The sequence below is a fragment of the Pseudomonas sp. CLCA07 genome, from assembly GCF_053615335.1.
On record NZ_CM132131.1, the window covers coordinates 1,305,103 to 1,318,050 of the forward strand.

Here is a 12,948-nt window from a genome sequence, read left to right on the forward strand (position 1 = left end):
CTCAATCCATGAAGCCTTGAAGCTTCAACTCAATAGAGCGAGGGTTTTCACCTTCGGCAATCGACAGGATCCCTTCCAGCAACATTTCCCGATAACGCGACTGGCGCAAGGCGACGGACTTGAGCTTGGCGGCAATCGGCAGCAACACCAGGTTGGCACTGGCCACGCCATAGATGGTAGCGACGAAGGCCACCGCAATGCCGCTGCCCAGTTGGCTCGGATCGGCCAGGTTGCCCATGACATGGATCAGGCCCATCACCGCACCGATGATGCCGATGGTCGGCGCATAGCCGCCCATGCTTTCGAAAACTTTGGCGGCTTCGAAGTCGCGGCTTTCCTGGGTGTAGAAATCCACTTCGAGAATGCTGCGAATCGCTTCCGGTTCGGCACCGTCAACCAGCAACTGCAGACCTTTGCGCGAGTAGCTGTCGGGTTCGGCATCAGCCACCCCTTCCAGGCCGAGCAAACCTTCCTTGCGGGCGGTCAGGCTCCAGTTCACCACGCGATCAATGCCGCCGGCCAGGTCAACGCGAGGCGGAAACAGAATCCAGCCAAGGATTTGCATGGCGCGCTTGAAGGCGCTCATCGGCGATTGCAGCAACGCTGCGCCGATGGTCCCACCGAGGACGATCAGCGCTGCCGGTCCGTTGGCCAGTGCGCCGAGGTGGCCGCCTTCAAGGTAGTTGCCGCCAATGATGGCGACGAACGCCATGATGATGCCGATAAGGCTTAAAACATCCATCAGATACAGGCCTCGACAAGGTGCTTGCCAATATCTTCCAACCCGTAGATCGCGTCCGCGAGGTCGGCTTTGACGATGGCCATCGGCATGCCGTAGATCACGCAACTGGCTTCATCCTGAGCCCAGATCGCACTGCCGCTCTGCTTGAGCAGGCGAGCGCCTTCGCGACCGTCGGCGCCCATGCCGGTCAGAACGACCGCCAGAACTTTGTCGCCGTAGGACTTGGCGGCCGAACCGAAAGTGATGTCCACGCTCGGTTTGTAATTCAGACGCTCGTCACCCGGCAGAATTTTCACCGCGCCACGGCCGTCGATCATCATTTGCTTGCCACCCGGTGCCAGCAACGCCAGGCCAGGGCGCAGGATGTCGCCATCCTCGGCTTCCTTGACGCGGATGCGGCAGAGCTTGTCCAGGCGTTCGGCGAAGGCTTTGGTGAACGCCGCCGGCATGTGCTGGATCAACACGAGCGGCGCCGGGAAGTTGGCCGGCAACTGGGTCAGGACCCGTTGCAGCGCAACCGGACCGCCGGTGGACGTGCCGATGGCAACCAGTTTGTAGGCTTTGCGTTTCGGTGCGGGCGACGAGGGGGCAGACGGAGCTGTGGTGTGTGTGCGGGCCGGTATCGGTGCCGGCGCTGGGCGCGACGGTACGCTGCTGCCGTAACTGCTGACGCTTGCTGGCACAGGCGCTGGCGTCGGGACTGGCACGGCGACAGGGGTCGGTGCGCTGTAGGTATTGGCGCGACGGTTACTGCGCGAAATGCTGAGAATCTTCTCGCACAGCAGTTGCTTGACCTTCTCCGGGTTACGGGAAATGTCTTCGAAATTCTTCGGCAGGAAATCGACGGCGCCGGCGTCCAGCGCATCGAGGGTGACCCGGGCGCCTTCGTGGGTCAGCGACGAGAACATCAACACGGGCGTCGGGCAGCGCTGCATGATGTGTCGAACAGCCGTGATGCCATCCATCATGGGCATCTCGTAGTCCATGGTGATCACGTCTGGCTTGAGGGCCAGGGCCTGATCGATCGCCTCTTTTCCGTTGGTCGCCGTACCGACGACCTGGATATTCGAATCCGCTGAAAGAATTTCCGAGACGCGGCGGCGGAAAAACCCCGAATCGTCCACCACCAGGACTTTGACTGCCATAAACACTCCATTAGACGGAGCGAGGCTCAGTCGCCCCGCTCCACCAGAATCAAATACGCCGCGTGGCGTAACGCTTGAGCATGCTCGGTACATCGAGAATCAGCGCAATACGGCCGTCACCGGTGATGGTGGCGCCCGACATGCCCGGGGTTCCCTGGAGCATTTTGCCCAATGGCTTGATGACCACTTCTTCCTGGCCCACCAACTGATCGACAACAAAGCCGATCCGCTGCGTGCCCACCGAAAGGATCACCACATGGCCTTCGCGCTGCTCTTCGTGAGCGGCGGAGCTGACCAGCCAGCGCTTGAGGTAAAACAGTGGCAGCGCCTTGTCGCGCACGATGACCACTTCCTGGCCGTCCACCACGTTGGTGGTCGACAGGTCGAGGTGGAAGATCTCGTTGACGTTCACCAGCGGGAACGCAAACGCCTGGTTGCCGAGCATGACCATCAGCGTCGGCATGATCGCCAGGGTCAACGGAACCTTGATGACGATCTTCGAGCCTTGGCCCTTGGTCGAATAGATGTTGATCGAACCGTTGAGCTGGGAAATTTTGGTTTTCACCACGTCCATGCCCACGCCACGACCCGACACGTCGGAGATCTCGGTTTTGGTCGAGAACCCTGGCGCGAAAATCAGGTTGTAGCACTCGGTGTCGCTCAAGCGATCCGCTGCGTCCTTGTCCATCACACCGCGTTTTACCGCGATGGAACGCAGGACGTTCGGGTCCATGCCTTTACCATCATCGGAAATCGACAGCAGGATGTGGTCGCCCTCCTGTTCCGCCGCAAGGATCACCCTGCCACCACGGGACTTACCCGACGCTTCGCGTTCTTCCGGCGACTCGATGCCGTGGTCGACCGCGTTGCGCACCAAGTGGACCAGCGGGTCGGCCAGAGCCTCGACGAGGTTCTTGTCGAGGTCGGTTTCTTCGCCGACCAGTTCCAGGTTGATTTCTTTCTTGAGCTGGCGAGCCAGGTCTCGAACCAGACGCGGGAAGCGCCCGAACACCTTCTTGATCGGTTGCATCCGGGTCTTCATGACCGCGGTTTGCAGGTCAGCCGTCACCACGTCAAGGTTCGATACAGCCTTGGACATGGCCTCATCAGCACTGTTGGCACCCAAGCGAACCAGGCGGTTACGCACCAGTACCAATTCACCCACCATGTTCATGATTTCGTCGAGGCGCGCGGTATCGACTCGCACCGTGGTCTCGGCTTCGCTGGCCGGTTTTTCCGATGGCGGCGCGGCGGGAGTACGGGCCGGGGCTGATGCAGCGGCGGCGACCGGTTTCGGCGTTTCGGCTTTCGGCTCAGGCGCCTTGGCAACCGGTGCCGGTGCGACAGCCTTGACGACTGGCGCTGCAACGGAAGAACCGGCAGAACCTGTGCCAACTTCGCTGAACTTGCCTTTGCCGTGTAATTCGTCGAGCAGCGCTTCGAACTCGTGATCGGAGATCAGATCGCCGCCCGCCGCGGCTGCGGTTGGCGCAGCCGGCACCGAAACCGTAGCAATGGCCGACTCCAGCGCATCCACCGCAAAGTTGCCTTTGCCGTGCAGCTGGTCGAGCAGTGCTTCAAATTCGTCGTCGGTAATGTCGCAGCTGTCGCCTGCTGCTTTCGGGGCTGCAGGTGCGGCTGGCGTAGCGACCACGGCATCGACAGCGAACTGGCCTTTACCGTGCAGCTGATCGAGCAACGACTCGAACTCGGCATCGGTGATTTCGTCGCTGGCAGCGGCATCGTTGACCGGCGTTGGTGCAGCAACCGGAGCTTCGGCCTCAGCCTTGACGGCGTTGAGCGAGTCCAGCAGTTGTTCGAATTCGTTATCGGTGATGTCGTCCGACTCACTTTCAGCAGCAGGTGCTTGCGCCACTTCAGCAACCGATGCTTGTTCATCAGCTGTTTGCGGCTCGGCCAGACGGGCCAGAGCCGCCAGCAATTCAGGTGTCGCAGCCGTGACCGGGCTACGCTCGCGGACTTCGCCGAACATGCTGTTCACCGCGTCCAGCGCTTCAAGGACCACGTCCATCAGTTCCGAATCAACGCGACGCTCACCCTTGCGCAGGATGTCGAATACGTTCTCGGCGATGTGGCAGCACTCCACCAGCTCGTTGAGCTGGAGGAAGCCGGCGCCCCCTTTTACAGTGTGAAAACCGCGAAAAATTGCATTGAGCAAGTCCGCATCATCCGGTCGGCTTTCCAGCTCGACCAGCTGTTCGGACAGTTGCTCTAGAATCTCGCCGGCCTCAACCAGGAAATCCTGAAGGATCTCTTCATCGGCGCCGAAGCTCATTAAGGGGGGTGCTCCTAAAGGTCTAAAAACCTGAAAACCTAAAATCCAAGACTGGATAGCAAATCGTCCACATCGTCCTGACCGGACACAACGTCTACTCTTTTATCGGCATGAATCTGCGGACCTTCACCCTGAGAGAGATGTTTTTGCGGATCTTTTTCAGCCAGCATCGATTCACGGTCATGTTCGATACCCGCAAAGCGGTCTACCTGGCTGGCCATGAGTACGAGCTTGAGCAGGTTGCTTTCAACTTCGGTGACCAATTGGGTCACGCGCTTGATGACCTGACCGGTGAGGTCCTGGTAATCCTGAGCCAGCAGGATGTCGTTGAGGTTGCTCGACACCCTGCGGTTGTCTTCGGTGCTGCGTGCCAGGAAACCGTCGATACGGCGGGCCAGTTCGCGGAACTCTTCAGCGCCGACTTCGCGGCGCATGAACCGTCCCCAATCCGTGCTCAACGCCTGGGCTTCGTCAGCCAGGCTATTGACCAGCGGCGTGGCGTTTTCCACCAGATCCATGGTGCGGTTGGCCGCGGCCTCGGTCAGCTTGACCACATATCCCAGACGCTCGGTGGCATCGGTGATCTGCGACACTTCCTCGGCTTGCGGCATGTTCGGGTCAATCTGGAAATTGACGATCGCGCTGTGCAGCTCGCGAGTGAGCTTGCCCACTTCCTGGTACAGGCCGCGGTCACGGGTCTGATTGAGCTCATGGATCAATTGCACAGCGTCGCCGAACCTGCCTTTTTCAAGACTCTCGACCAGTTCGACTGCATGTTTTTTCAGGGTCGTTTCGAAATCGCCCTGTGAAGATTCTTTATGCTCCATAGCTCCCCCGTGGCGCAGTGGATCAACCGATGCGTTCGAAAATCTTCTCGATTTTGTCTTTCAACGCCTGGGCCGTGAAGGGTTTGACCACATAGCCGTTTACACCGGCCTGGGCCGCTTCGATGATCTGCTCGCGCTTGGCTTCAGCAGTCACCATCAGCACCGGCAGGTGCTTGAGCTTTTCATCGGCGCGCACGTGGCGCAGCAAGTCGATACCGGTCATGCCAGGCATGTTCCAGTCGGTCACCAGAAAGTCGATGCTTCCGCTATTGAGAACCGGAATGGCAGTGGTGCCATCGTCGGCCTCGACCGTGTTGGTGAACCCAAGGTCACGCAACAGGTTTTTTATGATCCGCCGCATCGTTGAGAAGTCATCAACGATGAGGATTTTCATGTTCTTGTCCAATTCGACCTCCAAGCAGTCTTAAACGCGCCCAGCACCTGGACGCGCCATTTCAATCAATCCGGCAATGCATTCGATGACTGTCTGGAGCACAACAGATCGCGACCGGTGCCGTTGAAAACCGCACCAGCCTCGTTCGCAGTGTCCCCACACTGCCTTCAGCGCGCTCGCCACTCCCCCAAACGCCCCCGCAAACGGGCCGCGCACTGGCTGTGTAACTGGCTGACCCGCGATTCGCTGACCCCCAGGACCTCACCGATTTCCTTGAGATTCAACTCTTCGTCGTAGTACAGCGCCAACACCAGTCGCTCACGCTCCGGCAAATTGGCAATCGCGTCCGCCAGCGCAGCCTGAAAACGTTCATCTTCCAGATCGCGTGACGGCTCGAGATGAGCACTCGCGCCATCCTCGTGCAGCCCTTCGTGTTCGCCGTCCTGCAACAGATCGTCGAAACTGAATAAGCGGCTGCCCAGGGTGTCGTTCAAAATCCCGTAATAATCGTCGAGACTCAATTGGAGTTCGGCCGCAACCTCGTGATCTTTAGCGTCACGGCCGGTTTTAGCTTCAATAGAGCGAATTGCGTCACTGACCATGCGGGTATTTCGGTGGACCGAACGCGGTGCCCAGTCCCCCTTGCGCACTTCATCGAGCATGGCGCCGCGGATTCGTATGCCCGCGTACGTCTCGAAACTCGCGCCTTTGCTGGCGTCGTATTTGGTCGACACTTCAAGCAGGCCGATCATCCCGGCCTGGATCAGGTCTTCAACCTGGACACTGGCTGGCAGACGGGCCAGCAAGTGGTAAGCAATGCGTTTAACCAGTGGCGCGTAACGCTCGATCAGCTCGTACTGCGCGTCACGTGCCGACATCTTGTAGAGGTTGTAGCCACTGGCTGTCATAGGACGGGTCCCGCGGTCTGCTGCACGAGCCGCTCGACAAAGAATTCCAGGTGCCCACGCGGGTTGGCAGGCAATGGCCAGGTATCGACTTTTTGCGCGATGGCCTTGAACGCCAGGGCGCACTTGGAACGCGGGAAGGCTTCATAAACGGCGCGCTGCTTCTGGACGGCCTTGCGCACGCTTTCGTCGTAAGGCACCGCGCCGACGTACTGCAGGGCGACGTCGAGGAAGCGATCAGTGACCTTGGTCAACTTGGCGAACAGGTTGCGACCTTCTTGCGGGCTCTGGGCCATGTTGGCCAGGACGCGGAAGCGGTTCATGCCGTAATCGCGGTTAAGCAGTTTGATCAGGGCGTAGGCGTCGGTAATCGAAGTCGGTTCGTCGCAGACCACCAGCAAGACTTCTTGCGCTGCACGAACGAAACTGACTACCGAGTCACCTATACCCGCGGCGGTGTCGATCACCAGGACGTCGAGGTTGTCGCCGATGTCGCTGAAGGCCTGGATCAGGCCGGCGTGTTGAGCCGGACTCAGGTGAACCATGCTCTGTGTGCCGGAGGCCGCCGGAACGATTCGAATACCGCCTGGGCCCTGCAACAGAACGTCGCGCAGCTCACAGCGGCCTTCAATCACGTCAGCCAGGGTCCTTTTGGGTGTCAGTCCCAGCAGGACGTCGACATTCGCCAGGCCCAGGTCAGCGTCCAACAACATGACGCGACGGCCGAGTTCGGCCAGGGCCAGTGACAAATTCACTGACACGTTAGTCTTGCCGACGCCACCTTTGCCGCCGGTCACCGCGATCACCTGTACGGGATGCATGCTGCCCATGTTATTTCTTTACCTTGTCTTGCATAGACGGAGGCCACATTACTGGCTGCGCGTTCGCTAAAGGAACAATGCATGGCAGGCCATCGATGTAGGTACAAAAACTGTTCATTACTACCTTAGCCGACCTGCTTGGTCGGGCTGTGGTAAATGTCAGCGAACATATCAGCCATGGCTTCTTCGCTGGGTTCTTCCTGCATTTGCACACTGACGGCGCGGCTGACCAACTGATGACGACGCGGCAGATGCAAATCATCCGGAATCCGCGGGCCATCGGTCAGATAGGCCACCGGTAACTCATGACTGATCGCCAGGCTTAACACCTCGCCCAGACTTGCCGTCTCATCCAGTTTAGTCAGGATGCAGCCAGCGAGCCCGCAACGCTTGTAACTATGATAAGCGGCCGTTAGAACCTGTTTCTGGCTGGTGGTTGCCAGCACCAGATAATTTTTTGATTTGATGCCACGTCCGGCCAGGCTTTCGAGTTGCATGCGCAGTGCCGGATCGCTGGCCTGAAGACCCGCAGTATCAATCAGCACCACGCGTTTACGCAGCAGTGGTTCCATTGCCTGAACCAGGGACTGCCCCGGATCGACGTGGGTCACCGACACATTGAGAATCCGCCCGAGCGTCTTGAGCTGCTCCTGGGCGCCAATGCGAAAGCTGTCCATGCTCACCAGCGCGATATTCTGCGCGCCGTACTTGAGCACGTAGCGGGCGGCGAGCTTGGCCAGGGTGGTGGTCTTGCCCATGCCGGCAGGACCGACCATGGCAATCACGCCGCCCTCTTCCAGTGGTTCGATTTCCGGTGTGGCGATCATCCGCGCCAAGTATGCCAGCAACATGCGCCAAGCCTGACGAGGCTCATCAATGTCGGGAATCATAGCCAACAAATCGCGGGACAACGGGCCGGACAGGCCGATGCGTTGCAGGCGACGCCAAAGGTTGGCCTGAGCCGGACGGCTGCCTTGCAGCTGATTCCAGGCCAGCGAGCCGAGTTGTACTTCCATCAGTTCGCGCAGGCTATTGAGCTCGAAACGCATCGAGTCGAACGCACGTGGGTCAACGCCACCGGCGGCAGGTGCCGGGGCGGGTTGCGCGTGACGCGGTTCGGCGTAGGTCGGTTCGATCAGCGGCTCGGCTGCAGTGAGTGGCAGGCCGGCGAACAACTGGCGATTGGTGGTCTTGTCACCGTCGGTCTCGCCATCGCCACGCAGACTCAATTCGGCCTGGGCAGTGACGATCCGCGACTGGGTCTTGCGCAGCTCATCCTCGAGTTCCATGTTCGGAACACGCGGGGCCAGCGCCGACAATTTGTAATCCAGGGCAGCCGTCAGCTCGACACCACCGGCGATCCGGCGATTGCCGATAATGGCGGCATCAGCGCCCAGCTCATCACGAACCAGTTTCATGGCCTGACGCATATCGGCGGCGAAAAAACGCTTAACTTGCATAAACCACTACCTCAGCCGTTGGGCCCTACTGTCGCAACGATGGTCACTTGCTTGTTGTCAGGGATTTCCTGATAAGCCAACACATGCAAACCCGGGACTGCCAGTCGGCCAAATCGCGACAACATTGCGCGAACCGGACCGGCCACCAGCAGAATCACCGGTTGACCTTGCATTTCCTGACGCTGCGCTGCATCGATCAACGAGCGCTGCAGCTTCTCTGCCATGCTTGGCTCTAGCAGAACACCCTCTTCCGAGCCTTGTCCTGCCTTCTGAAGACTATTGAGCAATATCTGTTCCAACCTTGGCTCCAGCGTGATCACTGGTAGCTCAGAGTCAGTGCCTACAATGCTTTGGACGATTGCGCGGGATACGCCGACGCGCACCGCAGCCACCAACGCGGCAGTATCTTGACTCTTGGCAGCATTGTTGGCGATCGCCTCGGCGATGCTGCGAATGTCTCGCACGGGCACCTGCTCGGCCAGCAGCGCTTGCAACACCTTGAGCAACTGCGACAGCGAAACCACGCCCGGCACCAACTCCTCAGCCAATTTAGGCGAGCTTTTGGCCAGCAATTGCATGAGTTGCTGGACTTCTTCGTGACCAATCAGTTCGCTGGAGTGCTTGTACAGAATCTGGTTCAGGTGGGTTGCCACGACCGTACTGGCATCGACCACGGTATAACCAAGGGATTGCGCCTGCGCGCGCTGGCTGATTTCGATCCAGACCGCCTCTAACCCGAAAGCCGGATCTTTGGCGGTTATGCCATTAAGCGTGCCGTAGACCTGCCCCGGGTTGATCGCCAGTTCGCGATCAGGGTAAATCTCCGCCTCAGCCAGAATCACCCCCATCAGGGTCAAGCGATAGGCACTCGGCGCCAGGTCGAGGTTGTCACGTATATGCACAGTCGGCATCAAGAAGCCCAGGTCCTGGGACAGTTTCTTGCGCACGCCCTTGATCCGCGCCAGCAGCTGACCTCCCTGATTGCGGTCCACCAGTGGAATCAGGCGATAGCCGACTTCCAGACCAATCATGTCGATCGGCGTGACGTCGTCCCAGCCAAGCTCTTTGGTTTCCATGGCGCGGGCTGGCGAAGGCAGCAGTTCCTGCTGACGCTTGACCTCTTGCTGGGCCTGGACCTTGACCACGTTCTGCTTCTTCCAGAACAGGTACGCACCACCGGCAGCGACAGCCGCCATGCTCAAGAAGGAGAAGTGCGGCATGCCTGGCACAAGCCCCATCACCGCCATCAAACCCGCTGCGACGGCCAGCGCTTTGGGCGAAGCGAACATCTGGCGGTTGATTTGCTTGCCCATGTCTTCCGAACCGGAAGCACGGGTCACCATGATCGCCGCCGCAGTGGACAACAGCAGTGATGGCAATTGCGCCACCAAACCGTCACCAATAGTCAGCAGCGCGTAAACCTTGCCGGCGTCGACGAAGCTCATGTTGTGCTGGAAGATACCGACGGCGATGCCGCCAATCAGGTTGATGAACAGAATCAGTAGGCCGGCGATGGCGTCGCCGCGCACAAATTTGCTGGCACCGTCCATGGAACCGTAGAACTCGGCTTCCTGGGCCACTTCCATCCGGCGCAGTTTGGCCTGGTTCTGATCGATCAGGCCGGCGTTCAAATCGGCGTCGATTGCCATTTGCTTGCCGGGCATCGCATCGAGGGTGAAACGCGCGCTCACCTCGGAAATCCGCCCGGCACCCTTGGTCACCACGACGAAGTTGATGATCATCAAAATCGCGAAGACCACGATACCGACCACGTAGTTACCGCCAATCACCACCTCACCGAAGGCCTGAATCACCTTACCGGCGGCGGCATGACCGTCCTGACCGTGGAGCATCACCACCCGTGTGGAAGCCACGTTCAGCGCCAATCGTAACAGCGTCGCCACCAGCAGAATGGTCGGAAATACCGCAAAATCCAGTGGCCGCAAGGCGTAGACGCAGACCAGCAGCACGACGATGGACAGCGCAATGTTGAACGTGAAGAACACGTCGAGCAGGAACGGCGGTATCGGCAGCATCATCATGGCCAGCATGACCAGCAGCAACAACGGCACACCCAGATTGCCCCGACTCAAGTCGGCAACGTTTGTGCGGGCATTGTTGAATAACTGAGAGCGATCCACCGGTTTTCCCCGTTCCTTTAAAGCAAACTTTTGACGCCTTAAGCAGGCGCAAAGCGGCTACTGCAAGAAGCCTTCCAACTTTTGCAGGAATGGGGATTGAGATTTTTTTGCGGGAATATGGTGCCTGATGGACTGACCGATTCTCAGCCAACGACTACAACAGGCACCCAGTCCAGATCAGTTGAAGCAATCAACCCGCTGTCATAATGCGCTTTTCAGAAATGCTGCCGAATTCAAGTGCCTTACCGATCATGTAACGCGTTCCTCGCAACATCCGAAGACCTTCCACTTCCACATAGTCCTCATGTGCATACCCGAGAGATGCCACTGTGCCGGGTGCTTTTTCACGGGAAGCCGAATGCCCCAGAAGAAGATCGAGCGCCCACTGAAAGCGGATGATTGGCAGATCACCGATAACGATCTGGCGTGTGTTGTCACCCCAACGAAAGTCCACCCGCGCGGTAATCTGCAGATGCCCGTCCACAATGGTCAATACTGGCTTGCCGAAGCGCCGCTCCAACCCGCCTCCCGACCACAGATCCATGTAATTATCAGGAGAACTAAAGACCTTGACCAAGGCAGCACTATTGTCAATCTTGCCAGCAGCATCGGAAAAATAGTTGTAGCCATCATGGTAGGCAAAACCATCCAGAACAGGCCGAATCGCGTTGATCGGGCTATCAAGATAATTCTCGATGTATTTATTCGCCGTTTGCTTGAAGTTTAGAAAATCCAGCGATGCCTTAAACGCTACCGAGTAACCGATCGCACGCTCACGTGGATTTTCCTGAAGAATGCCCGAGACGAACTCCAACTCCATGCCCTGGAGCTTTCTATATTCGACCTCTTCCATAACGATTCCCTCTCTGCCTTGCATGATGGCCAGTGCGACATGCCTCTATCCTGAGAGCGGCCATGACACGGGCATTGAACGGGAGGACCCCGAACGCATGACATCGCTTGAGAGGGAGACTGTCTACTGTCAGAACTAACAGGTAGGCAGAGTTTTCCGACGAGAGGGGTTCGAGCATCGAACAACCGGGAACCGCGAAATCGGCATGCAACAGTGCAGGGGTCAGGAATCGCGGCGCAGATCCGGCGGGATCGGCAGGTCATCCTTGAGCGGCTCCGGCGGCTTGCCTTTGCCCGCGCGGTGCTGGCGGATCTGGTAGACGTAGGCCAGCACCTGAGCGACTGCCAGATACAGCCCACCCGGAATCTCCCGCTCAAGCTCCGTGGAGTAATAGATCGAACGCGCCAGCGCTGGCGATTCGAGCAGCAGCACGTCGTTGGCCACGGCTATTTCACGGATCTTCAAGGCCAGGAAGTCGCTACCCTTGGCCAGCAGCACCGGCGCACTGCCTTTATCCGGATCGTATTTGAGGGCGACGGCATAGTGCGTCGGGTTGGTGATGACCACGTCAGCCTCGGGAATCGCCGCCATCATCCGGCGCTGAGACATCTCGCGCTGCAGCTGGCGAATGCGCTGTTTGACCTCGGGCCGCCCTTCCTGATCCTTGTGCTCGTCGCGCACTTCCTGCTTGGTCATCAGCAGTTTCTTGTGGCTCTCCCACAGCTGCACCGGCACGTCGACGGCGGCGATGATGATCAGCCCGCAGGCCATCCACAAGGTGCTCCAGCCGACCACTTGCAGGCTGTGAACGACCGCCATCTCCAATGGCTCGTGCGCGATGCGCATCAAGTCGTCGATGTCGGAAGAAAGCACGGCGAGCGCCACGAACAGCACGATAAGAAACTTCGCCAGCGCCTTGAGTAGCTCGACGATGGCCTTGGCCGAGAACATTCGCTTGAGCCCCGCGCCAGGGTTCATTCGACTGAATTTGGGCGCCATCGAGCCCGCCGCGAACAACCAGCCACCGAGGGAAATCGGACCGATCAACGAGGCCAGCAGCAAGGTGATCATCACCGGCTGAATCGCCACCAGCGCAATCTGCCCCGAATGCAGCAGGAAAGTGCCCATGTTGCGCTGATCCAGTATCACTTCCCGCGACAGGGTGAAGTTCATCCGCATCAGCTCCATCATCTCCTGTGCCAGTGCACCGCCGAAAATCAGCAGTGCGCCGGCACCGGCGAGCATGATCGCCAAGGTGTTGAGCTCCTTGGAGCGCGCTATCTCACCCTTGTCCCGGGAGTCCTTTTTGCGTTTCTCCGTGGGGTCTTCTGTTTTGTCCTGACCGCTTTCGCTCTCAGCCATGA

11 protein-coding genes are annotated in these 12,948 nt (G+C 58.9%); all 11 read right to left on the bottom strand.

The window, feature by feature from the left end:
- Position 1: 1 nt before the first annotated feature.
- The 11 genes from ACWGZX_RS06035 to flhB all read right to left on the bottom strand — a co-directional run bounded on the left by ACWGZX_RS06035 (position 2) and on the right by flhB (position 12,946).
- Positions 2-742, bottom strand: a complete 741-nt coding sequence (locus tag ACWGZX_RS06035) for a flagellar motor protein (protein ID WP_452627661.1) — start codon at positions 740-742, stop codon at positions 2-4.
- Positions 742-1,887: a protein-glutamate methylesterase/protein-glutamine glutaminase gene (locus tag ACWGZX_RS06040; RefSeq protein ID WP_452627662.1), complete on the bottom strand. Its 1,146-nt coding sequence runs from the start codon at positions 1,885-1,887 to the stop codon at positions 742-744. The genes ACWGZX_RS06035 and ACWGZX_RS06040 overlap by 1 nt, the downstream gene beginning before the upstream one ends.
- Before the next feature lie 49 nt (positions 1,888-1,936).
- The gene (locus ACWGZX_RS06045) at positions 1,937-4,183 is read right to left on the bottom strand and encodes a chemotaxis protein CheA (RefSeq protein ID WP_452627663.1); all 2,247 of its coding nucleotides are present in this window, start codon (positions 4,181-4,183) and stop codon (positions 1,937-1,939) included.
- 38 nt (positions 4,184-4,221) lie between these two features.
- Complete coding sequence (locus tag ACWGZX_RS06050; RefSeq protein WP_452627664.1) at positions 4,222-5,010, bottom strand: protein phosphatase CheZ; 789 nt, start codon at positions 5,008-5,010, stop codon at positions 4,222-4,224.
- A 22-nt stretch (positions 5,011-5,032) separates the two neighbouring features.
- Positions 5,033-5,404 carry a chemotaxis response regulator CheY gene (locus tag ACWGZX_RS06055; RefSeq protein WP_024012118.1) on the bottom strand — a complete coding sequence of 124 codons (372 nt, stop codon included), beginning with the start codon at positions 5,402-5,404 and terminating at the stop codon, positions 5,033-5,035.
- A 167-nt stretch (positions 5,405-5,571) separates the two neighbouring features.
- Entirely contained in the window at positions 5,572-6,312 is a 741-nt protein-coding gene (gene fliA, locus ACWGZX_RS06060) for an RNA polymerase sigma factor FliA (protein WP_223517089.1), read from the bottom strand.
- Positions 6,309-7,139, bottom strand: a complete 831-nt coding sequence (gene fleN, locus ACWGZX_RS06065) for a flagellar synthesis regulator FleN (protein ID WP_003222917.1) — start codon at positions 7,137-7,139, stop codon at positions 6,309-6,311. The genes fliA and fleN overlap by 4 nt, the downstream gene beginning before the upstream one ends.
- Positions 7,140-7,255: 116 nt before the next feature.
- Positions 7,256-8,590 carry a flagellar biosynthesis protein FlhF gene (gene flhF / locus ACWGZX_RS06070; protein ID WP_452627665.1) on the bottom strand — a complete coding sequence of 445 codons (1,335 nt, stop codon included), beginning with the start codon at positions 8,588-8,590 and terminating at the stop codon, positions 7,256-7,258.
- An 11-nt stretch (positions 8,591-8,601) separates the two neighbouring features.
- Complete coding sequence (flhA, locus tag ACWGZX_RS06075) at positions 8,602-10,731, bottom strand: flagellar biosynthesis protein FlhA (RefSeq protein WP_452627666.1); 2,130 nt, start codon at positions 10,729-10,731, stop codon at positions 8,602-8,604.
- A gap of 190 nt (positions 10,732-10,921) precedes the next feature.
- Positions 10,922-11,584, bottom strand: a complete 663-nt coding sequence (locus ACWGZX_RS06080; RefSeq protein WP_452627667.1) for a hypothetical protein — start codon at positions 11,582-11,584, stop codon at positions 10,922-10,924.
- 222 nt (positions 11,585-11,806) lie between these two features.
- The gene (gene flhB / locus ACWGZX_RS06085; protein ID WP_452627668.1) at positions 11,807-12,946 is read right to left on the bottom strand and encodes a flagellar biosynthesis protein FlhB; all 1,140 of its coding nucleotides are present in this window, start codon (positions 12,944-12,946) and stop codon (positions 11,807-11,809) included.
- Positions 12,947-12,948 lie beyond the last annotated feature (2 nt).